The organism is Actinomyces sp. oral taxon 448 str. F0400, from assembly GCF_000220835.1.
In the GTDB taxonomy this organism is placed as follows: domain Bacteria; phylum Actinomycetota; class Actinomycetes; order Actinomycetales; family Actinomycetaceae; genus Actinomyces.
The window spans coordinates 2,386,912-2,409,457 of sequence record NZ_GL985606.1 but is presented as its reverse complement, the minus strand read 5'-3'; the positions used below and the strand labels follow the sequence as shown (position 1 = coordinate 2,409,457).

The window sequence follows — 22,546 nt, the reverse complement described above, 5'->3', positions numbered from 1 at the left end:
GATCTGACAGCGCGGCCCGCGCCTCCCGACGACGCAGGCCGCGGCTACACTGGAGGCGGTCGCGACTGGCGAGGGTGGGCAACCACCGGGGAGCGGCCACGGATCATGAACAGGTCATGAATGAGGGACGTCGCCCGCCTGGGCGTCCCCGGACCGATCGCATCAGGAGCGCCAGTGGCCACCCAGACCCAGTTCGCCGTCCCCGCCCAGCACGTTTCCACCGAGGGACTGACCGGCCCCGACCGGGTCGCCGTGCACCGGGCGCTGATCTCCGTCTATGACAAGACCGGGTTGATCGACCTGGCCCGCTCCCTCGTCGACGCCGGTGTCGAGATCATCTCCACCGGTTCAACCGCCGCCGCCATCACGGCCGCGGACCTGCCGGTCACCTCTGTGGAGGAGGTCACCGGTTTCCCCGAGTGCCTCGAGGGGCGTGTCAAGACCCTCCATCCTCGCATCCACGCCGGGATTCTCGCCGATCGTCGCAAGGCCGAGCACATGAGCCGGCTCGCCGAGCTGGACGCGCCCCCGATCGACCTCGTCGTCGTCAACCTCTACCCCTTCGCCGATACGGTCGCTTCCAGTGCCCCCTTCGACGCCTGCATCGAGCAGATCGACATTGGCGGGCCCTCCATGGTCCGGGCGGCCGCTAAGAATCACCCGGCAGTGGCCGTCGTCACCGATCCGGATGCCTACGACGAGGTCGCCGGGGCCGTCGCCGCCGGCGGCTTCACCCTCGCCCAGCGCCGCGCCCTGGCCGCCCGGGCCTTCGCCCGCACCGCCGCCTACGACGCTGCAGTGGCCACCTGGTTCGCCGGCCAGATCGAGGAGGATGATGCGGCCGGCGCCGGGGAGGCCGGGGCCGACCGGGCCGCGCCGCCCGTCTACGTCGGCGTCGGCTACGAACGCCTGGCCGGCCTGCGCTACGGGGAGAACCCCCACCAGGCCGCCGCCGTCTACACGACTTACGGGCGGAGCGGGGGGGTGGCGAACGCCCGGCAGCTGCACGGCAAAGCCATGAGTTACAACAACTACACCGACACCGACGCCGCGCTCCGGGCCGCCTACGACCACGGTGACGCGGTGACGGTCGCCGTCGTCAAGCACGCCAACCCGTGCGGGATCGCCGTGGCCGCCTGCGGGGACGTCGCCGAGGCCCACCGTAAGGCTCATGCCTGCGATCCCGTGTCCGCCTACGGCGGCGTCATCGCCACCAACGCGACGGTGACGGCGGCCATGGCCCGTCAGATCGAGTCGATCTTCACCGAGGTCGTCGCCGCCCCGGCCTTCGATGACGAGGCCGTGGAGATCCTGTCCGCCAAGAAGAATCTGCGCCTGCTCCTCGTTGATCCTCCGAGTGCGGGCGGCTACGAGATCAGGCAGGTGACCGGCGGCGCCGTCATCCAGGAGCGCGACGCCTACCAGGCCGGCGACGCTGACCCCGCCACCTGGCGGCTGGTCTCCGGCCGGGCCGCGGACGCGAGGACCCTGGCGGATCTGCGCTTCGCCTGGCTGTCCGTGCGCGCCGTCCGTTCGAACGCCGTCCTGCTCGCCTCCGACGGTGCGACCGTGGGCGTCGGCATGGGGCAGGTCAACCGCGTCGACTCCTGCCGGCTGGCCGTCGAACGGGCCAACACCCTGGGACTGCGCTCGGCGGGCGACGCCTCCGACGCCGGCGGGCAGCAGGAGGACGAGGGCGCCGACGCCGGCGAGCTCCTCCCCGCCGCACCGCCCGAGCGGGCGCGTGGCGCCGTGGCCGCCTCCGATGCCTTCTTCCCCTTCGCCGATGGTCTGCAGGTCCTCGTCGACGCGGGCGTCAGGGCCGTCGTTCAGCCCGGCGGCTCCATCCGCGACGGCGAGGTCATCGAAGCGGCGAAGTCCGGTGGAATGACCATGTACTTGACCGGCAACCGCCACTTCGCCCATTGATCCGACATTCGGCTGATCCCGCCGTCGGCGGCGCCCTGCGACCGCTCGCGGCCCGCTACGATGACGGTCGTGAGTCAGGATCAGACCGTGCGGGGGACCCGGGGCGAGAGCCAGCACGAGGTGCGAACTCCGCCGCACGGCGCCTGGGTCCAGCCGGGGCTCGTGGGGGCTCGCCCCGCACCCGAGCACAAGGAGCCCTACCGAACGCTCTCAGTCCTGAGCGTGGCAGTCGGGCTGATCGTGGTGCCCGTGATCTCCCTGCTGGGCCACCGGCGTCTGGCGATCATCTGCCTCGGCACCGGTGTGCTGCTGCTCGCACTCCTGCGCCTGCAACGGCCCGACGGCACTTGGATAGCGGCTCGCGGGCGATTCTTCGACGTCGTCTTCGGCACTCTGCTCGCCGTCGCCCTATTCGCCTTGACCTACTACGCGGACCTGCCGCGGGTCGTCTGAGAGCCGGCTCGCGGGTCGGCTCTTGATACGTCAGCCGCTCGTCATCCGTCCTATGGCATGCTGCGGCGCAGTGGGCGGTACCCAGCCGCCCGCCCTCCGGGCCGAAAGGCAGTTCTGTGTCACACCTCCGCAAGGCGCTCTCAGCCAGCGGCATCCTCGTGTGGGTGCTCGCCGCGATCATTCTCGCTCTCGTCCTGGGCAGCACCAGGATCGGTGGAAGTCCTCTCGTCCCGCAGGCCGTCGGCCGCATCTTCGCCACCTTCTCGGGCCTGTTCAGCCAGTTCCTGTCCTTCTCCATCCCGTTGATCATCATCGGTCTGGTGACTCCGGCCATCGCCGACCTCGGCCGGGGCGCGGGAAGGTGGCTCGGAATCACTACCGCCATCGCTTACGCGTCGACGCTCTTCTCCGGCTTCCTCACTTACGGCGTGTGCGCCGCGCTCCTGCCCGATCTTCTCTCGGGCACGGCCCTGTCCGACGTCGAGAAGCCGGGCAGCGCGTTGGAGACGTACTTCAGTATCGAGATGCCGGCGCCGGTGGAGGTCATGACGGCTCTGCTGCTGTCCTTCATCCTCGGTATCGGCCTGTCGATGGTGCCCCGCGGGGTCCTGCGCAAGGGGTTCGTCGAGTTCCGCGCGATCATCACCAGACTCATCGAGCGAATCATCATCCCTCTGCTGCCGCTGCACATCTTCGGCATCTTCCTCAACCTCACGTACACGGGCGAGGCCTGGTCGGTGATGCACGCCCTCCTGCGAGTGGTGGTCGTCGTCCTGGTTCTGGAAGTCGTCATCCTCTCGGTCCAGTACGTCGTGGCCGGTATGGTCGGTGGCAGGAATCCCGTCAGGGCGCTGGTCACCATGGCGCCCGCCTACCTGACCGCGTTGGGCACGTCCTCGTCCGCCGCGACGATTCCCGTGACGCTGGCGCAGACCAGAAGGAACGGCGTGTCGGAGGCGGTCGCCTCCTTCACCGTCCCGCTGTGCGCCACCATCCACCTGGCCGGCTCGACCTCGAAGATCTTCTCCTTTGCCTTCGCGATCGTGCTCACCCAGGAACTGTCCGTCTCGACCGTGCAGTGGGTCGGTTTCATCTTCATGCTCGGCATCACCATGGTCGCTGCCCCGGGCGTTCCCGGCGGGGCCATCATGGCGGCCACGGGCCTGTTGTCGTCCATGCTCGGTTTCGACGACGCTCAGGTCGCCCTCATGATCGCCACCTACATCGCCATGGACTCCTTCGGCACCGCCACCAATGTCACCGGCGATGGAGCCATCGCTATCATCATCGATCGTCTCGCGGGCGGGCGGCTCGGTGCCGACGGCGATCCGGAGAACGCCCGCGAGCTGTCCTTCGACGGCATGGCGTATCTCGACCGGGTCGGTGTCGACGGTCTTGTGAGCCCCGAGGAGCTGACCGCCTCCGCCGAGTCCGCCGGTTCCGAGGCTGCGAGCTGAGCGCGGGGCTCCGGCGAGCGGGGGACGGGCCCCGCCCGACCGCACGATCGCTCTATGATGCGTATTACATCAATGACGAACCCATCGTCCCGGGTCGTCACCGGCCCCTCGCCGTAGGCTCGTCCCATGGGCTGCACCGCTCGCGGTCCCATTGACACGTCGTCCCGAAGGAGACTCCATGGCCAACGCCCCCGTCACCGTCACCGTCACCGGTGCCGCCGGCAATATCGGTTACGCACTGCTCTTCCGCATCGCCTCGGGCTCCCTGCTCGGGCCGGACCAGAGGATCAATCTGCGTCTGCTTGAGATCCCGCAGGCCGTCAAGGCAGCCGAGGGCACCGCCATGGAGCTGTTCGACTCCGCCTTCCCGACCTTGGGCGGCGTCGACATCTTCGACGATCCCGAGCGGGCCTTCGAAGGTGCCAATATCGCCTTCCTCGTCGGCTCGATGCCTCGCAAGGCCGGTATGGAGCGCTCCGACCTGCTGAGCGCTAATGGCGGTATCTTCGGCCCTCAGGGCGAGGCCATCAACGCCGCCGCCGCGGACGACATCAAGGTTCTCGTCGTCGGCAACCCTGCCAATACGAACGCGCTCATCGCCGCGTCGCATGCGGGGGACGTCCCGGCTTCCCGTTTCAGCGCGATGACCCGCCTGGACCACAACCGCGCTCTGGCTCAGCTCGCCGCCAAGGCCGGCTGCCACGTCACCGACATTGACAAGGTCACCGTGTGGGGCAATCACTCCTCCACCCAGTACCCCGACCTCACGCAGGCCACCGTCAACGGGGCTCCCATCCCCGAGATCCTCGCCGACAGGACCTGGGTCGAGGAGGACTTCATCCCCACGGTCGCGGGGCGCGGCGCCGCCGTCATCGCCGCTCGCGGTGCGTCGTCGGCCGCCTCGGCCGCTTCGGCCGCCGTCGACCATGTCCGTGACTGGTGCCTCGGCGTCAAGGGCAGCACGTGGACGTCGGCCTCCATCATGTCTGACGGCTCCTACGGGGTGCCCGAAGGCATCATCTCCTCCTTCCCCTGCACCTGCGAGGGCGGGGAGTGGAGGATTGTCCAGGGCCTGGATATCGACGACTTCTCCCGCGCCAGGATCGACGCCTCCGCGGCCGAGCTCCTGGAGGAGAGGAAGACCGTGGCCGGGATGGGTCTGATCTAGGGCCCTGGGATCCCGTACCGCCCGCGCCCGCAGTCATCGGCCTGCGCCGTCGCGGGGGTGCTGGCCTCCGGTGCTGACGAGCTCGGATGCGTGAGGCTTCCTCCGGGGAGCTCCGGGGAAGCCTGACGTTCCGGCTGCGTCCTGCCGCCGGCCGGCGACGATACAGTCTGCTCATGGCACGACGCAGTTCCAAACGTCCCTACAGCGCTGCGCACCGCCCGCTTGACCTGGGACGGCTGAGCTCGGTGCCGCGAACCCAGACCGGTCCGGGCGGAGCCGACTTCACCGTGCGGCGCCTGCGCGGCGGAGCCAAGACGTACACCTGTCCGGGGTGCAATCGGAGCATTCCGCCGGGTACGCCGCACGTTGTCGCCTGGTCCAACGAGTCGCTCTTCGGGGCGGACCGCGGCCTGGAGGATCGCCGCCACTGGCACACCTCCTGCTGGGAGCGTCGCTTGTGGTGACCGCGAGGACGAGCCCCGTGCGCTGTCGAGTGCGCGCCACCGGGCGAAGCCTCCATCTACACGAGGGGCGCGGGCGAACGCTCCTCCCAGCCCGGCAGCAGCCGGTCCAATGCGGAGCGCAGTGGGAGGACGTCGCCATCCCGCCCGCCCTCACCGATCGTCATGGGGACGGGCTCGCTGGGCGGGGTCGTCCCCCTCAGCCGCTCCTTGAGCCCCAGTGGCTGCGATAGCACGTAGAACCCGCCTTCAACATCGATGGCGACGGTCTTATCGGCACGCAAGTACCACCCGCGCAGCGGTGTGCGCGCGCTGCCGCCGCCATAACCTTGGACGCGCAGAGGCACCGGCGCCAGCCCTTCAGCACGGGCCACCCGGATGAAGAGCCTGACGATGCGCTCTGCGCGCCGATGCTCGGCCTCCTGCTTCTCATGCAGGAGCCGCGCTCGCTCGGCGGCGGCCTCCCGGCGCCGGACGGCCCAGTCGTCGGCGCCGGGGAAGGGCGGCGACGAGCGGGAGACGGCCGGTGGATCGGGCGACTGAGACGACGCGGACATGGACTCAGCCTGCGGTCCGTCTCAAGATGCGGGAATGAGTGATGGGGAGCACACTAGAGACATGTCCGTCCCCATTCGTCCGCGCATCAATCTGGACTCCGATTCGGCCAGACCGGTCTTCGCCCAGATCTGCGCAGCGATCCGTGAGGACGTCACCTCGGGACGATTGGCCGCGGGCGCGCGCCTGCCGACGACACGCGCCCTGGCAGCCGATCTCGACGTCGCCGTCAACACAGTGGCCAAGGCCTATCGCGAGCTGGAGCTCGAAGGAGTGCTCGAAGGACGTGGTCGCCACGGCACTTACGTCATGGATCTCGCTGACACTGCGGCCAAGAGGGAGACTGTGCGCTTCGTGGCGACTATGCGCAACCTGGGCATGACCCGGGGCGAGACACTCGCGCTCGTGCGTCGCGCCTGGTCGTAGCCGACGGAGCCGACGATTCACCGGCGGTTGCGGCCGCCCAGACTGAGCAGATTCTCCTCGGCGGGCTGCTGCTCGGAGTTGTCGCCGGCGTCCTTCACCTCCTCCGGGCTGACGGGGCTGGCGGCCTCCTCCGCACTCTGCGCTCTCGCGGGCGAGTCCGCACTGCCGGCGCTGCCGGCACTGTCCGCGCTGCCGGAGGAGGCGGCCTCGGGCAGGCCGGCGGCCTGCGGCACACCGGTCGCCAGCGCCGCGTTGATGACGTCGGAGAACTCGGGAGCCTGCGGTATGACGTTGCCGAGCACGCCGCGCATCTCCTCCAGGTAGCTGGCCACGGAGTCCCGCTGCCGCTCGAGCTCCTTGATCTGACGGGCGATCGTGGTCTTCTCGACCTCGGCGTCGGCACGAGCGTCCTCGACGAGAGCACTCGCCTCGAGACGAGCCTGGTTCACAGTGTCCTCGGCCAGCCGCGTGGCCTCGTCCTGGCGAGCGCGTGCCGCCTCGTCCGTCTCGGCGCGAACCGTCTCAGCGCGGGCCAGGGCCTCTTCGAGGCGGGCTTCGGCCTGCTCGGCCTGCTCCTGGGCCTGCCGGTTCATCTCCTCGATCCGCTGACGTGCGGCCTCATGGGCGGCCGAATCCTCCTCAGCGGCCGTCTCGTGGGCGGCGGCGATCTCGAGAAGCGCCTGCTGCCGCAGCTCCGTGGCCTCCGCTCGCGCCGCCTCGGCCTCGGCCGTGCTCGAGCGCCGCAGGGACTCCGCCTCGTCGCGAGCCGCCGACAGCAGGGTCTCCGCTTCCGTGCGGGCTTTCTCCACTGCGACGCGAGCCTCTTCGGCGGCCGTCGCCGTCACCGAGTCGGCCTGCTCCCGGGAGGAGCGCCGCAGGGCCTCGGCCTCCTCCGCGGCGGCCTCCTTGGTGGTGTTCGCCTCCCGCTCGGCGGTCACGGTGAGTTCCACGGCGGTTTTCTTGGCGGTGGCCACGGTCAGTTGCGCCTCGCGTTCCGCGGCCGAGCGAGCCTCGGTCATGCTCGCGTTCGCGTCGGAGGTGATCTGCTCCGCCTTGCGCTGGGCGGAGGAGATGAGCTCGTCCGCCCGGGCCTGCGCATTGGCCAGGAGCGTGGAGGCCTCGGACTCCGAGTGGGAGCGCAGCTCGGCGGCCTCCCGTCGAGCGTCGGCGACCATCGTGGCGGCCTCGGAGGAGCTGCGTTCGGACAGGTGGGTGGCGTTGGCCCGCGTGCGGGCCAGGAGCGCGTCGGCCTCCGCGTTGGCCTTGGACAGCACGGAGGTGCTCTGCTCCTCCGCGCTGCGCAGAAGCTGCTCGATGCGCGAGCCGAGCCCGGCGTAGGTGGGTTTGTCGGCCTCGCGCAGACGACGCTGGGCGTCGGCGAGCTCGCCGGCGAGCGTCATCGCCCGCTGGTCGAGGCTGGCGACCTCACGGCGGGCGTCTCCCAGCTGGCGGGTTAGGGCCTTGATGCGCTGATCGACTTGGGTGCGATCGTATCCTCGCATGGTGATGGCGAACTCGTCGGATCCCTCAGCCACGTCTCTCCTCCTTCTGGCGGGCCGCTGCGGCCCGCAGTGGGACAAGAGTATCCGCGACAGCCCCTTTCGCGCCTGGGTCCTGAGGGCCTGATGACGGGGAAGCAGCGGGAGGAGGCGCTGAGCATATGCGGTCGACGACGTCGCAGCGGCGCGCCGCGCCGGGATGTGGTTCTTCCGCTCAGGGCGCAGGACCTGTGATATTCGACGGGGCCGCTCGCACGGATCGGACGGGCGTGCGATTCTGGGCGGTACACGCGTCTGGCCGCCGTGGAGTGCGGCGTCGGTCGCGTCAGCCGGTGACAGCGGCGCCATGTCCACGATCTTGAGGAGAGTCACGTCGTGAACCGACGGATCCTGAGTGCGATTATCGCCGTTCTCGGCCTGATCGTCATCGCTCTGGCAGTCTGCTCCGCCACCGTGTGGCGGCCCAGCTCGACCGCCCAGGCGACCCTCCCCGCGAAGCCCGAGCAGAACTACGTCGTCACGCGACCAGGCGTTCTCGGCCTGGTCGACTCCGATGTCACGATCACCGCGACGGCCGGCGACGCCGATCCCGTGTTCATCGCGGTGGGTCATTCGTCCGATGTCTCGGCGTGGCTGGCCAACGACCCTTACGTGTCCGTCACCGGCCTGACCGATTGGGACACGCTGGAGGCCTCCGATGTTACGACCAGGTGCGGTGACGAGGCTGAGCCGACGACGTCGCCCGCCCCCGGCGGATCGGCCGAGCCCACCGTCGCACCGAGCACGGACGCGAACGGCTGCACCGTTCTGGAGGCGTCCAACGCCGATCCGACCAGTTCCGACTTGTGGCTGACCACGGCGTCGGGCACCGGATCGACGACTCTCGACCTGAACACCGCGGATCCGGACCTGGTTGTCCTGGCCGCCACCGACGGGTCCTCGCCCGCCCCCGACCTCTCGATGTCCTGGCCGCGCACGGTCTCCACCCCGCGGCTCGTCCCCGGGCTGATCGGCGGCGGCGTCCTGCTGCTCATCGGCGTCTTCCTCTTCCTCATTGACATTCAGATGCGCCGGGCGGATCAGCAGAGGCGCGCTCGCTCCGCCGAGCGGGCCGCGCGGCTGGCGCAGGCCGACGGAGTCGTCACCGCCGGATTCCCGCAGATCAGCGATCCGAATCGCGCGCTCTCACGCCGGGAGATGCGGGAGAAGGAACGGGCCGAGGCCGCCGGGGAGGAGTGGGTCGACCCACGCACGGGCCGGGTCTACCTCGACGGCGTCGAGGCCCCCGATGTGCCGCAGGCGCCCGCCTCCGATCAGGCGGGGGAGTACCCCGATATGGGCTATAACGGGTATTCCTCCGGGTATTCCGACGATCCGAACGGCGCATCCGGTGAGACCGAGGCATTCTATGGCGCCGCCGCGCCCGAATCGGCAGCCTACTGGACGACGCAGGGGGCGCAGGACGTGTCCCCCTATGCGCCTGCCGAACAGGAGACGCAAACGTTCTCGAATTTCGCTTATTCGGGCTACGACTACGGTTACGGGGACGGTCAGGTCCAGGCCGGTTACGGGGACGGCCAGGGTGAGGATCGGCAGGATGAGACGCAGGCGTTGTCCGGGCCGGCCTATTCCGAATCGGCCTATTCGGGTTACGGAGACGGAGACGGACAGGCCCAGCAGGAGCAGGCCTTCTCCCTCCCGGCCCGGGCGCAGAATTGGACGGTGGAGCCCCAGCGACAGTCCGACGAGCAAGGGGCCGACGATGTGAGCGACGACGCGTCCACGAGTCCCGATGACGAGGAGCACGCATGATGACCAGCCGCCGAGCCCTTCTCACCTCTGCTGCGGCGACCGCCGTCAGCGCCGCCCTCGCCGCGTGTTCGCGGGACGCCCCCCCGTCGCTCGAGGCCACCGGGACCTCGACGGCTCAGCCGGTCCTGGACAGCGAACGTCTCACGGCCGTCCTCGAGCGGATTCAGAGCGGCATGGACGCGGCCGATGCCCAGAAGAAGACCGAACTGTTGAACGGGTATCTCACCGGGCCGGCCGCTCGCGTGCGGACCGAGGAGTACGCAGTCGCCACAGCGACTAACGACGACACCGAGATCGACCACTTCACGACCGACAGCCAGGCCGGAACCGTGGGCCTGACCACCGATTTCCCGCGCATCGCCCTGACGCTCACCGAGGCCGACGAGACCAACGTGCCCTATCTGCTGGCTCTGACCCAGGGCACTGCGCGCGAGAACTTCGAGCTGTGGGCCTGGGTGCGGCTGTTCCCCGGCGTCGAGGTGCCCTCCACGAATACGGCCTCGGTGGGCAGCGCGCAGGTCGACGCCGATGCCGACGGGCTGGTCGCCACGCCGCAGGAAGTTCTGAATGCTTACATCGACGCCCTGAACAATCCCGACGGGGACAACGGCAAAGCGTTCGCGGATGAGGAGCTGCGCCGATACATCGCCGCACGCCGTAGCCTGGACGTCTCCGCCGCCGGCGAGGTGTCGGTGACCGCTAGCCCCGGCGGTGACGGCTTCCGCGGACTGCGGACGACTGACAACGGGGCCATCGTGTTCACGACGCTCACTTTCGACGTCCTGTACAAGCGCACGGTCGCCCGTTCCAAGTACAATGTGCAGGAGCAGGTCGCCGCCATGCTGGGGGAGAACACCGACGTTGTCGGCACAGTCACAGCCTCCCACGAGGCTGTTGTCGCATTCTCGATTCCGGTCGCCGCCTCCGGCTCCCAGGCAGTCACCCTGGGCACGGTGCACGTGCTGACGTCGGTCACCCGGGACGATTCCCAGTCGCCGGACTGAATTCCGCGGGCCTCACCGGCCGGGCCTCGCCAGCGCCCCCGGTACGCTTCATCTCGCCCCGTATTCGTCACCACTTCGATCCACCATCGGGCTTCTGCCCGGGAAAGGCACCTCATGAGCATGTTCGGCGCCGTGGACCTGTCCACACTCGCACCTCGGAAGGATGCTGCCGCGGGAGGCGCATCGGGTTCTGGAACGGGAGCGGGAGAGACGGCGGCCTCCGGCTCGGCAGCGGGATCCGTCGTTTCGGCGCCGCTGGTCGTTGACGTCGACGCCGCGTCACTGCGCGATGTCGCCGAGCTCTCCACCCGAGTACCGGTCGTGGTCGTTCTTCACACGTCGCGCTCCCAGGCCTCCACGGAGCTCGCCGGGCAGCTTGAGACCCTCGCTCGGGAGTATGCGGGCCGTTTCGAGCTGGCACGTGTGGACGTCGATGCCGCCGCCGAGGTCGCCCAGGCTCTTCAGGCCGCGGCAGTACCGACGGTTATCGCTCTGATCGCGGGGCAGCCGGTGCCGCTGTTCCAGGGGTCGGTTCCCGTCGACCAGCTGCGCCAGCTGCTCGACCAGGTGCTCGAGTTGGCCGCCCGCAACGGCGTTTCCGGGCGCCTCGCGTCGGAGGTCGAGTCGGAGCCGGACGAACCCGAGGAGGAGACCGAGGTGGAGCGCCAGGCCCGTGAGGCCATGGAGCGAGGCGACTACGCCGCCGCCGAGGAGGTCTACGACCACGCCATCGCGCAGAGTCCGGCGGATGCCGACCTCAAGGCGGCTCGCAACCAGATCCGTATGCTCGGACGCATGGATGGTGAGGACCCCCGCGCCCTGCTCGCCGCCGCGGACGCACCGGATGCGAGCGTTGAGGAGCAGGTGGCGGGGGCGGATGCGGCCCTGGCGCTCGGGGACGTCAACGCTGCGCTGGGCCGTGGTCTGGAAGCCGTCCGCTCTCACGCCGGCGAGGAGCGGGAGACCGCGCGCATGCGGCTGCTCGAGCTCTTCGACGTCATCGGCTCCTCCACCCCCGAGGTGGCGAGAGCCCGCCGGCAGCTGGCGGCGTTGCTCTTCTGACCGGCGACGGCGCCGGACGAGCGCTCGCCCGGCGCCGTCGCCGACGGGGCGGTCCGGGCGCGCGATGCGACCGACCCGAATGTGCAACGGCGTCGGCGGGGGGGGGGAAGGGCCAGGTCAGGGGCGCGAGGTGCGCTTCTCGCGTCTGGTTCGCAGGACGGTGACCGGCCTGGTTTCACAAACTGATTGCGGCAGGGCTTCACGCAGGTGCTCGGCTAGAACACCGGGCGCGCGGAGCTCGTCCGGTGCGACGCGGGAAATGGAGAAGCCGACATCGCGGATCGCATCCTCGCGCCCGCCCTGCTGCTGCAGGATCGTTTCGGAATTCATGCGGTACTTCATCGTGTCGTCGACCTCGAGGATGTGCCTGGCGGTCAGCCAGCCCAGATCGGCGTAGAAGCGCACTCCCATCGCGTCGACGGGCAGCTGCGGCGCCATGGCGCCGATTCCGCCGACCAGGCACTGCCTGCGCGCTTCACTCTCCCACGGGGACTGACTCCAGGGCGTCGCCGCCGCCAGGATCGCGCGTGCGCGCCGAAGGCCGCGCTCCCTGCGTCGTCCATCCAGCCGCTCCAGGACGAGCTCGCGCGTGGCGGCGGCCAGACCATCGATCTGCTCGCGTCGGTCCCACGGCCTGGCGCTCGCACTGGCTCCGACGGCGACCGCGATCAGTGAATCCACCACTGCCAGACCACGATCGGGCTCCAGGAACCGTGCGCAGTCCTCCATCGTGCGCTCGAGGCTGGTCACGCGCATGCCGCGGATCTCGACGATGTCGGCCTGCGGCACCGGGTACCTGTGACGTGCGACGGCGCGCTGGGCGAGCCTGCGGCGACGATCGACTCTACCGGGAGCGTCGAACGGCGGCTGGTCGGCCTCACCCAGCTTCATCCCGCCCGCGTTCCACCCCACGACGAGATGAACCGTGCGGTGCGGAGTCAACGGCGTGGCGCCATGCAGGACAGCGGCGGATTCCAGACACACGACGCCGTTGATGGATTCGCTGCGCAGCTGATCGAGAAGCGCGCGGTGGGCCTCGCTGACGAAGGCCCGGGCCTCGATGCCGTCGGGACGCGGCAGGTAGAGGTTGCGGCGCACCCGGACGATGCGCCCGCTGTCCAGTGCGGCGCGCAGCTCGGCGGGGGTGAGGTCGGTGCCTCGGATCCAAGGATGCTGTGGATGTGATGGCGTCGGGTCATCCATGGCGCCAGAGTGCGTCGAGATCAGGAGTTAATGCCAGAGATAGAGACCCTTGTGGATAAAATATCCGCCTCAGTGAGGAGTATACGCCAGTTTCTACCGATCTCGGTGAATTTTTCACCCGATCTCGATGGCGGCGAGAGATGGGGAAAGAAGAACTGAATGTGTGCGGGAGTGCAGACGTCGGCGGCCCGGTCCCGAGCTGGGACCGGGCCGCCGACGCGAGCCGTGAACCGAGTGCGGTCGGGTCAGGCGATCGGTTCGGGTCGGATATTCCAGACCCTCGCGTAGTCGTTGATCGTGCGGTCGGAGGAGAAGCGGCCCGAGCCGGTGATGTTGACCCACACCTTGCGCTGCCAGGCGCGCTGGTCGGCGTAGTCGGCGGCCATCCGGTCCCTGGTCTCGCGGTAGGCGGCGAAGTCGCCCAGCACGTAGTAGACGTCGGCGGGTTCGTGGGTCGTCTCCAGGAGGCTGCGGCGCAGGTCGGCGAACCAGCCGGAGCCGTTGTCGTCCAGGGTGCCGTCGGTGAAGGCGTCCAGGACGCGTCTGAGACCGGGGACGGTCTCGTAGGCGGCACGTGGGTCATAGGTCGCGCGCAGGGCGGGGAGCTCGTCCTCGGTGGCGCCGAAAATGTAGGCGTTCTCGGACCCCACGGCGTCGAGGATCTCGACGTTCGCACCGTCGAGCGTGCCCAGGGTCAGGGCGCCGTTCATCATGAATTTCATGTTGGACGTGCCCGAGGCCTCCTTGCCGGCCATCGAGATCTGCTCGGAGATGTCGGCGGCCGGGATGATGTGCTCGGCGGGGGAGACGTTGTAGTTATGGACGAAGACAACCTTGAGCGTCCTGGAGACCACCGGATCGTTGTTGACCAGCTCGGCCACCGTGTTGATCAGTTTGATGATCGCCTTGGCGCGAATGTACCCGGGGGCGGCTTTAGCACCGAAAATGAAAACGCGCGGCGGGACCTCCAGCGACGGGTCGTCCTTCATCCGGAAGTACAGGTCCAGGATGTAGATCGCGTTGAGCAGTTGGCGCTTGTACTCATGAAGGCGCTTGATCTGGACGTCGAAAATCGCGTCGGGGCTGATCTCGATGCCCTCGCGCTCGGCCGTCCAGGCGGCGAAGTCGACCTTGTTGGCGTGCTTGACCTCTGTCAGGCGGTCCAGGAGAACAGCGCCGTCAGCGCCGTCGACGGCGCCGGTGAAGTCTCCGAGCACGGTCAGGTCGCGCACCCAGGCGTCCGAACCGGTGACGTCGTCGAGCAGGGCGGACAGCCGCGGGTTGCACTGACGCAGCCAGCGGCGCGGGGTCACGCCGTTGGTCTTGTTGTTGAAGCGCTCGGGCCAGATGGCGTACCAGTCCTTGAGGGTGTCGCGCTTGAGGATATCAGTGTGCAGAGCCGCGACTCCGTTGATCGAGTAGGAGGCGTAGCAGGCGATCCAGGCCATACGGACCTTGTCGCCGCTGATGGGGGCGATGTAGTCGATAACGTCCTGCCCGATGCCGCGCTCGGTCAGCTCGAGGCGGAAGCGGCGGTCGATCTCGCGGACGATCTCCAGGATGCGCGGGAAGAGGCGTTCGAAAATCGACACCTCCCAGGTCTCCAGGGCCTCGGCGAGCACCGTGTGATTGGTGTAGGCGAAAGTCTTGGAGACCACCGCCCAGGCGTCCTCCCACCCCAGGCCGTGCTCGTCCATGAGCAGGCGCATGAGTTCGGGGATGGCGAGCACCGGGTGGGTGTCGTTGAGTTGGACGGAGTTGAAGTCGGCGAAGCCGGTGAGATCCTCGCCATGGTGGGCGACATAGTTGTCGATGATCTCTTGCAGAGAGGCCGAGCAGAAGAAGTACTGCTGACGCACCCGCAACACTTTTCCCTCGTAGGTGGTGTCGTTGGGGTAGAGGACGCGGGAGATGTCCGCGGTGCGCTCGCGCTCGACGATGGCGTCGGTGAAGTGCTGGGAGTTGAAGGCGTCGTAGTCGAACTCCTCGACGCTCTCGGCCCTCCACAGGCGCAGCGTGTTGACGTTGCGCGTGCCGTAGCCGGTGATCGGCATGTCGTAGGGGATGGCGCGCACGATCAGGTCGTTGTAGCGGACGAGCCGCTGGGCCTCCTCGCGGCGGATGACGAAGGGGTAGCCCTCCTCCATCCACGGGTCCGGGTGCTCGGTCTGGAAGCCGTTCTCGAACAGCTGCTTGAACAGGCCGTAGCGGTAGAGGATGCCGTAGCCGGCGACCGGCAGCTCAAGGGTGGCGCATGAATCCAGGAAGCAGGCGGCCAGGCGTCCGAGGCCGCCGTTGCCCAGAGCGGCGTCTGGCTCCTGCTCGAGAATGTCGGTGAGATTCTGGCCGAAGGCGTTCACCGCCTGGCGGGCCTGCTCGACCAGGCCGAGGTTGGTGAGGTTGTTCAGAAGTGCGCGTCCCATGAGGAATTCGGCGGAGAAATAGTGCTCCATCCGGCCCGCGCGGTACTTCTGCTCGGTGGCGTGCCAATTATCGGCAACGGCGTCGACGACGGCCGCGGACAGGCCCTGCCACACCTCCATCTCGGTGGAGGCCGCGGCGGAGCGGCCGGAGACCGCCCGCACCTGGGAGGGTACGGTGGAAACCAGGTTCTGCGTCATTCTTCTTCCCCTGTCGGGCTTCGGAGCGGCGTGCAAGATCTTGCACAGGATTTCGGCGGGCATTCGGGAAGACGGGGCGCGAAACTGGGCGTCGAACCCGTCTGCCCCAGTGCGTACACTGCGAGGATACCCAAGCCCGTGGTGCGGCGCCTGGGGAGCGGATGTCGCACACGGCACGATTCGGTGTTCATGCGCTCCGACGGAGGTCGGCGGGGGCGCGGCGGGCGGGCACGGGCATCGATGTCGCCCCTCGTCGCCCGCTGGTTCGGAGGCGGGTCGGCCCGAGTTCGGAGGCGGTGCGGACGAAGTGGACCAGGCGGCGCTGCCGGGCCGCCTCGAAAAGGACGGCCCGGACCCGGCGCAGATGCCGGAGTGGACGACATCGGTGACCGATACCATGCCGGTGAGGTCGCTCGGTGGGAGCACCTTTACTCCGCGCCCGCAGGGGGAGCGCGGATGCGTCCGTCGAGTCCGTGGCCCGGGCGACCCCGGGCCCGTGTTCGAATCTCCCGGCGGCCTCGGCCGGAGCCCGACCGACAGCCGCATCGCCGTGCCAGGGCTCGCCTCGTGGCGTCCGTCGCCATGGAACCGCCTGCTGTCACCGCGGAGTCCCCAGTGATGTAAGTGATGTGACGGCCGCCCGCAGACTGGCCTGCACCGAAGCCTGGAACGACCCGATTCGGGATAATGCGCGCCTTGTACCAGGACGCCGACGATCAGGGCGACTTTGAGGACTTGATTCCGGCCAGTACGGATGACAGTATCTCTGCAACGAGCACGGCTACATTGAATGCAGCTCATCTCAAATACAGCCGGTGAGCGCCTGTACGAACCTGATTCCTTCACTAGAAACCGTGAGAATTGCAGTGGAGGCCGGTCGGGTCCTGGCGATGATCCGGGACTTCCTGAAAATCGATGAGAGGTTCGACTTCTTCGACTTCCTGGCGGTCACCCCGATGGGGATCCAGGGGTGACTCCTACGCGGGCGCGCAGGCCGAGGCGGCGGGCTCCCTGCACAAGGCCGAGTTCATCCGCATCGAGAAACCCCGGCAGGACGCATCGACTGAGCCCGTCGCTTCGCGGCCCGAGTGGCCTCCGGCCCGCCTCAGTCCTGAGAGGGGCGCAGGAAGACGGCGCCGAGCGGGGGCACGCGCAGCCGCACCGAAGCCGGGCGGCCGTTCCACGGCAGCTCCTCGGCTTCGACGTGCCCCAGATTGACCACGCCGGAGCCGCCGTACTCGGGGGCGTCGGTGTTGATGACCTCGTCCCAACCGCCGGCGAACGGCAGGCCGACCCGGTATCCCTCATGCGGAGTGCCGGCGAAGTTAATGACCGCGACCATCAAGTCGGCGCGTCCGTCGGGGCCGGTGCCCTTGCGCAAGTAGGACAGGACGTTGTGATCGCCGTCGCCCGCCTCGATCCATTCGAAGCCCCGATGGGAGAAATCGTCCGCCCACAGTGCCGGGGACTCGGTGTAGAAGCGGTTGAGGTCACTGACCAGCTTGAGCAACTCCTGATGGCCCGGGTCATCCAGGATCCACCAGTCCAGCGAGTTCTCCGCATTCCACTCGGCGCCCTGGCCGAACTCCTGACCCATGAACAGCAGCTGCTTGCCCGGGTGAGACCACTGGTAGGCGTACAGGGCGCGCAGCCCCGCCAGCTCCTGCCAGGGGTCGCCGGGCATCTTCGACAGCAGGGACCCCTTGCCGTGGACGACCTCGTCGTGGCTCATCGGCAGGACGAACTGTTCGGAGAAGGCGTACACCAGGGAGAAGGTCAACTCCCCGTGGTGATAGCGGCGGTTGATGGGCTCTTCCGCCAGGTAGCGCAGGGTGTCATTCATCCACCCCATGTTCCACTTCAATCCGAAACCGAGGCCGCCGTACTCGGTGGGAGCCGTCACGCCCGGCCAGGCGGTGGACTCTTCGGCGATCATGACCGTGCCCGGATTCTTCCGGTAGGCCGTCGCCGTGGCCTCCTGGAGGAAGCTGATCGCCTCGAGATTCTCCCGGCCTCCGAACTGGTTGGGATGCCACTGACCCTCCTCGCGCGAGTAGTCCAGGTAGAGCATGGAGGCGACGGCGTCCACGCGCAGGCCGTCGGCATGGAACTCCCCCATCCAGTACAGGGCGTTGGCCACCAGGAAATTGCGCACCTCGTTGCGGCCGAAGTTGAAGACGTAGGTGCCCCAATCCGGGTGTTCGCCGCGCTGGGGGTCCGGATCCTCGTACAGGGCGGTGCCGTCGAACCGGGCCAGGGCCCAGTCGTCCTTGGGGAAGTGAGCCGGCACCCAGTCCAGGATGACACCGATGCCCGCCTGGTGGAGCTGATCCACCAAGTACCTGAAATCGTCGGGGGTGCCGAAGCGCGCCGTGGGCGCGTAGTAGCCGGTGATCTGATATCCCCAGGACCCGCCGAAGGGGTGCTCGGCCACCGGCAGGAACTCCACGTGAGTGAAGCCGGCCTCTTTGACGTAGGGGACGAGCTCGTCGGCCAGACCGCGGTAGCCCAGGCCCTGCCGCCATGACCCGACGTGCACCTCGTAGATGCTCATGGGGCCCGAATGCGGGTCGGTGATGGCGCGCTTGGCCATCCAGTCGGCGTCGCCCCACTCGTGGAAGCGGTCGGTCACCACGCTCGCCGTGGCCGGGGGCACCTCGGTGGCGCGGGCCAGCGGGTCGGCCTTCTGGTGCCAGGATCCGTCGGAGAAGCACAGCTCGAACTTGTAGCGGGCGCCCACGCCCACGCCCGGCACGAACAGCTCCCACACGCCCGAGGCGCCCAGGGAGCGCATAGCCGACGCGGTACCGTCCCAGTAGTTGAAGTCGCCGACGACGCGCACCGCACGGGCGTTGGGGGCCCAGACGGCGAAGGCGACGCCCTCCACCTCGCCCATGGGGCCGGAATAGTGCTTGAGGTGAGCGCCGAGAACCTCCCACAGACCCTCGTGGCGGCCCTCGGAGATGAGGTAGGTGTCCATCTCGCCCAGGGTCGGCAGGAAACGGTACGGGTCGTCAACCGTCGTGGTCTCCTCCCCGTAAGTCACCTCGATGCGATAGTCGGGCACGGTCTGGCCGGGAACGACCGCCACCCATACACCATCCTGCTCGTGCTCGGCGGGGAAGACGCCCTCGGCGGTGACGACGGCCACGGCGTCGGCCAGGTGCCGCACCGTGCGGATCGTGACACCGTCCTCCCCGACGTGCGCACCGAGGACCTCGTGTGGGTTGTGGTATCGCGCGTAGGCGACGTCGGCGAGAATCCATGGGTCCACATGGACGGGCGTGCGGGCGGGCTCAGGTGTGGCAACGTCGGTCATGGTCACACTCTTCCATGCGGGAGGCGGGTGATGGGGGGACTTTATACCAGGATATCGGATGTATCGGAACGAGATGATGAGTCCGGGCCTCCTCGTTCAGGCGGAGGCCTCCGCGGTGAGGATACGACGCAGCCCTCGCAGGGGGATCTCAATCCAATCGGGGCGATTGCGCGCTTCGTAGACGGCCTCGTAGAGGGCTTTGTCCAGCTCGAGCGCGGTCAGCAGGACGCCGCGGGCCCGCGCGTCGGCCTCCTCCCGCCCGGGGGACGCCTCCCGGCGGGTCCCCCCGCCGGTCCTCTCGCAGTTCTCATAGGCGGTGTAGGCGGTGCGATAGGCGTCGCGCACGGCGTCGAGCCAGCCGGGGTCATCGGCCCCGCCGACGGCCGCGGCGTAATCGAAGGACCGTAGCATCCCGGCGACGTCCCGCAGCGGCTGATCCGGCTTCCTGCGCTCGGCCAGGGGCCGCAGCGGCTCGCCCTCGAAATCGAGGATGAACCAACGGCCCTCACCCGCCTCCGGTTCGACGATTTCGTGGAGGGTCTGCCCGAGGTGGTAGTCGCCGTGGATGCGTGTGGCCGGGGCGAGCCGCTCCAGAGCGGCCAGTCGGGAGAGGACCCGTTCGATCGTGCCGTCCAGACCGGGCAGGCGGTCAGCCACGGTCGGGACCTCCCGGAGGGCCCAGGCGGCGCGATCACGCAGGGCCTGCGCCAGCTCGGCCGCCGCCGGCGGCTCGCTGACGCCCAGCGCGCGGGCCAGATGGTGATGCATCTGGGCGGTCGTGACCCCCAGGTCCGCGGCCAGGGCCAGCGTGCGGGTGCGGATCGGGCCGCGCGGTCCGTCGTCGTCGGCGGCCAGGGAGCAGAACAGCTCGAAGCCGTCGTCGGCGCGCGGGATGAAGGAGCAGGCCACCGCCGCATCGGCCACGGTCTCGACGCCGGTGAGCGGGTCGGCCCAGGTCAACGTCGACCAGGCCACCGGCGTGCGCACCCGGTCCCAGCCGTCGCCGGCCAGCGCCACCGAGACCTCGACGTCGGGGTTGCGGCCGGGCGCCAGCACTCGGAAGAGTTTGACGATCAGATCGCCGGCCGCCGCATCCTCCTCGCCGCCCGCCCGCTGCCCGGGCGTCGGGGCGGGCAGGACCACGCTGGTGTTGGACTGCTCGCCCGTGGTCACTCGCAGTCGCTCGGCGCGCTGGACGATCGCCCGGGCGCCGGGGCCGTCCAGGGTGGTGCCCGCGGCCGCGGCCGCTCGGGCCCAGGCCCGCCAGAAAGCGGGGTGGTGCGGCCCGTCGACCAGGGCGACTGCGACGCCGTCGGAGCCCGTGGCGAGGAGCCCTTCGCCTCCCGGGGTCTCGCCGCGGACCCGGTGGGCCTCCAGGGCGCCGGGGGGCTCGAGCACGAGCGGGACGTGGACCAGCACGCGCGAGCCCTCCGGGCGGGGGACGGCGACGAGCAGGTCGCGCACGCCCGGCGCCAGATCCCACGAGCCGACGAGACTCAGCGATCCGGGGGCCGGAGCGGCGTCCCCCTTGAGCGGGTACCAACGTCGCTCAGCCATCCACGGGGCCAGGGCCGCCAGGAGCGCCCCGTCGTCGGGCCAGGCCGGCTGCCGGCCTCCCACCGCATCCGCGGGGCATGGGCGCATTGTCATTTCAAGCCTCCTATTCCAGTGTCGGTCCGACGGACAACCAGTAGTAGCCTCGGGCGCCCAGCGTAAGCGTCAGGCGCCCGTCGCACCCGATGTCGGGGAAGACAGCCCCGCCCAGGACGTCGGTGGTTCTCCGGCCTGCCAGGTCCGGTAGCTCGACGCTCACGCAGCGGGGCGAATCGGCCAGGTTGGCCACGCACAACAGCGTTTCCCCCGGCTCCCCGCCGGGACCCAGGGCCTCATGACGCGTGTGGGCCAGCACGGCATCGTCCGATGTGTCCCGCAAGAGGAACTGGCCGCGGCCCAGCACGGGGTGGGCCCGGCGCACATGGAGCATGCGGCGGGTCCAGTGCAGCAGGGAATCGGGGCGCCGCAGCTCGGTGGAGACCGTCATGTGCCGGTAGCCGGGCACCTGAATGATGGGCAGGGTCAGCGCACCCGGATCGGGCGCGGTGGAGAATCCCATGTTCGGCGACTCGTCCCACTGCATGGGGGTGCGCACGGCGTCGCGGTCCTCCAGCCAGATGTTCTCACCCATCCCGATCTCGTCGCCGTAGTACAGGCAGGGCGAGCCCGGCAGGGAGAGCAGTAGCGCCATGGCGAGCTCGGTCTCGGTGCGCGAGGCGTCCAGCAGGGGCGCCAGACGCCGCCGGATGCCGATGTTGGCGCGCATGCGATCCTCGGGGGCGTACCACCGATACATCATGGTGCGCTCGTCGTCGGTGACCATCTCCAGGGTCAGTTCGTCGTGGTTGCGCAGGAACGTGCCCCACTGGCCGTGCGCCGGGATCGCCGGAGTGCGCTCGAGCACCCAGCGGATGGCGGTCGCCGACCCCTGACGCAGGGCGTAGTAGATGCGCGGCATGACCGGGAAGTGGAAGCACATCGTGCACTCGGGGGTCTCGGGGGTACCGAAATACTCCACGACGTCGGCCGGCCACTGGTTGGCCTCGGCGATCGTGATCGTGCCCGGGAACTCCTGGTCGAGCATCCTGCGGATACCCGCGATGACGTCGTGCGTGCCCGGCAGGTTCTCGCAGTTGGTGCCCTCCTCCTCGGCCAGGTAGGGGATGGCGTCCAGGCGGAACCCGTCGACGCCGGTACGCGCCCAGAAGCGGATGACGTCGTGGATGGCCTCGACCACGGCCGGATTGTTGTAGTTGAGATCGGGCTGGTGGGAGAAGAACCGGTGCCAGAAGAACTGACCGCGCTCGACATCGTAGGACCAGTTCGACTCCTCAGAATCCACGAAGATGATCCGGGTGCCGGCGTAGCCGGAATCGTCGTCGGCCCACACGTAGAAATCACCGAAGGGTCCGTCGGGGTCCGAGCGCGAGGCCTGGAACCAGGGGTGGACGTCGGAGGTGTGGTTGAGGACCATGTCGATGACGACGCGGATGCCGCGCTCATGGGCCTGGTGGACCAGGTCGCGGAAGTCCTCCATGGTGCCGTAGCGCGGGTCGATGCCCGTGTAGTCGGAGATGTCGTAGCCGCCGTCGCGCATGGGGGAGGGATAGAAGGGCGGAATCCACAGCGCATTCACGCCCAGCCACGCCAGGTAGTCCAGACGGGAGGCCAGCCCCCGGAAGTCACCGACCCCGTCGCCGTCGGAGTCCGCGAAGGAGCGCAGCAGCGCCTCGTAGAACACGGCTGTGCGGAACCACTGCGGATCCGACGACAGGCCCGGCCGCGGCTGGATCGGCAGGTTGGGGACGCCCGGGATGAACATCCTGGACTCGAAGGACCGCCCCGCGATTGCGGACCCGCTCGGCGTGGCCGGCAGGAGCGCCGGATACGCGTCGAGGGCGGGGACGGCGACGGACGCCGGGAGGGCGGGTGCCGACGGGAAGGGAACGGACACGATGACCTTTCGAGGACGAGCGGCGAGGGGATGTGCGGCGGAGGAGGAGGGACCGTGGCACGCGGTCGG

16 protein-coding genes and 1 riboswitch are annotated in these 22,546 nt (G+C 69.0%); of the genes, 9 read left to right on the top strand and 7 right to left on the bottom strand.

Annotation, left to right across the window (positions count from 1 at the left end; genetic code table 11):
• Nucleotides 1–51 precede the first annotated feature (51 nt).
• Nucleotides 52–151: riboswitch (ZMP/ZTP riboswitch) on the top strand.
• The 5 genes from purH to HMPREF9062_RS10180 all read left to right on the top strand — a co-directional run bounded on the left by purH (nucleotide 121) and on the right by HMPREF9062_RS10180 (nucleotide 5,471).
• A complete protein-coding gene (purH, locus tag HMPREF9062_RS10200; protein WP_009750053.1) occupies nucleotides 121–1,929 on the top strand; it encodes a bifunctional phosphoribosylaminoimidazolecarboxamide formyltransferase/IMP cyclohydrolase in 1,809 nt (602 codons plus the stop codon). It overlaps the preceding riboswitch by 31 nt.
• A 60-nt stretch (nucleotides 1,930–1,989) precedes the next feature.
• A complete protein-coding gene (locus HMPREF9062_RS10195; protein ID WP_009750052.1) occupies nucleotides 1,990–2,382 on the top strand; it encodes a DUF3017 domain-containing protein in 393 nt (130 codons plus the stop codon).
• A gap of 116 nt (nucleotides 2,383–2,498) precedes the next feature.
• Nucleotides 2,499–3,839: a dicarboxylate/amino acid:cation symporter gene (locus HMPREF9062_RS10190; RefSeq protein ID WP_009750051.1), complete on the top strand. Its 1,341-nt coding sequence runs from the start codon at nucleotides 2,499–2,501 to the stop codon at nucleotides 3,837–3,839.
• A 178-nt stretch (nucleotides 3,840–4,017) separates the two neighbouring features.
• On the top strand, nucleotides 4,018–5,007 hold the full coding sequence (locus tag HMPREF9062_RS10185) for a malate dehydrogenase (protein WP_009750050.1): 990 nt from the start codon (nucleotides 4,018–4,020) through the stop codon (nucleotides 5,005–5,007).
• Between the two features lie 173 nt (nucleotides 5,008–5,180).
• Nucleotides 5,181–5,471 (top strand): hypothetical protein, encoded by a 291-nt coding sequence (locus HMPREF9062_RS10180; RefSeq protein ID WP_050795346.1) that lies wholly within the window; start codon nucleotides 5,181–5,183, stop codon nucleotides 5,469–5,471.
• Nucleotides 5,472–5,527: 56 nt separating this feature from the next.
• On the opposite strand, the gene HMPREF9062_RS10175 is transcribed toward HMPREF9062_RS10180, so the two are convergent.
• A complete protein-coding gene (locus HMPREF9062_RS10175; RefSeq protein ID WP_009750048.1) occupies nucleotides 5,528–6,025 on the bottom strand; it encodes a hypothetical protein in 498 nt (165 codons plus the stop codon).
• Between the two features lie 61 nt (nucleotides 6,026–6,086).
• Between HMPREF9062_RS10175 and HMPREF9062_RS10170 the strand changes: the two genes are divergently transcribed.
• Complete coding sequence (locus tag HMPREF9062_RS10170) at nucleotides 6,087–6,449, top strand: GntR family transcriptional regulator (RefSeq protein WP_034254169.1); 363 nt, start codon at nucleotides 6,087–6,089, stop codon at nucleotides 6,447–6,449.
• Nucleotides 6,450–6,466: 17 nt separating this feature from the next.
• On the opposite strand, the gene HMPREF9062_RS10165 is transcribed toward HMPREF9062_RS10170, so the two are convergent.
• Entirely contained in the window at nucleotides 6,467–7,984 is a 1,518-nt protein-coding gene (locus HMPREF9062_RS10165; protein ID WP_009750046.1) for a hypothetical protein, read from the bottom strand.
• A gap of 339 nt (nucleotides 7,985–8,323) precedes the next feature.
• Between HMPREF9062_RS10165 and HMPREF9062_RS10160 the strand changes: the two genes are divergently transcribed.
• The 3 genes from HMPREF9062_RS10160 (at nucleotide 8,324) to HMPREF9062_RS10150 (ending at nucleotide 11,826) form a co-directional block, all read left to right on the top strand.
• Entirely contained in the window at nucleotides 8,324–9,760 is a 1,437-nt protein-coding gene (locus tag HMPREF9062_RS10160; RefSeq protein ID WP_009750045.1) for a hypothetical protein, read from the top strand.
• Entirely contained in the window at nucleotides 9,757–10,764 is a 1,008-nt protein-coding gene (locus HMPREF9062_RS10155) for a hypothetical protein (RefSeq protein ID WP_009750044.1), read from the top strand. Before HMPREF9062_RS10160 ends, HMPREF9062_RS10155 begins: the two co-directional genes overlap by 4 nt.
• Before the next feature lie 114 nt (nucleotides 10,765–10,878).
• Nucleotides 10,879–11,826, top strand: coding sequence for a tetratricopeptide repeat protein (locus HMPREF9062_RS10150; RefSeq protein ID WP_009750043.1), 948 nt, complete (start codon nucleotides 10,879–10,881; stop codon nucleotides 11,824–11,826).
• A gap of 117 nt (nucleotides 11,827–11,943) precedes the next feature.
• On the opposite strand, the gene HMPREF9062_RS10145 is transcribed toward HMPREF9062_RS10150, so the two are convergent.
• From HMPREF9062_RS10145 to treS, 5 genes are all read right to left on the bottom strand, one after another.
• Nucleotides 11,944–13,029 carry a type IV toxin-antitoxin system AbiEi family antitoxin domain-containing protein gene (locus tag HMPREF9062_RS10145; RefSeq protein ID WP_009750042.1) on the bottom strand — a complete coding sequence of 362 codons (1,086 nt, stop codon included), beginning with the start codon at nucleotides 13,027–13,029 and terminating at the stop codon, nucleotides 11,944–11,946.
• A 245-nt stretch (nucleotides 13,030–13,274) separates the two neighbouring features.
• A complete protein-coding gene (locus HMPREF9062_RS10140) occupies nucleotides 13,275–15,650 on the bottom strand; it encodes a glycogen/starch/alpha-glucan phosphorylase (RefSeq protein ID WP_034254165.1) in 2,376 nt (791 codons plus the stop codon).
• Between the two features lie 1,105 nt (nucleotides 15,651–16,755).
• Nucleotides 16,756–18,969: a 1,4-alpha-glucan branching protein GlgB gene (glgB, locus tag HMPREF9062_RS10135; protein WP_172634843.1), complete on the bottom strand. Its 2,214-nt coding sequence runs from the start codon at nucleotides 18,967–18,969 to the stop codon at nucleotides 16,756–16,758.
• Nucleotides 18,970–19,065: 96 nt separating this feature from the next.
• Nucleotides 19,066–20,619 (bottom strand): 1,4-alpha-glucan-branching protein, encoded by a 1,554-nt coding sequence (locus HMPREF9062_RS10130; protein WP_009750039.1) that lies wholly within the window; start codon nucleotides 20,617–20,619, stop codon nucleotides 19,066–19,068.
• 10 nt (nucleotides 20,620–20,629) lie between these two features.
• Nucleotides 20,630–22,477 (bottom strand): maltose alpha-D-glucosyltransferase, encoded by a 1,848-nt coding sequence (gene treS / locus HMPREF9062_RS10125; RefSeq protein WP_009750038.1) that lies wholly within the window; start codon nucleotides 22,475–22,477, stop codon nucleotides 20,630–20,632.
• Nucleotides 22,478–22,546 lie beyond the last annotated feature (69 nt).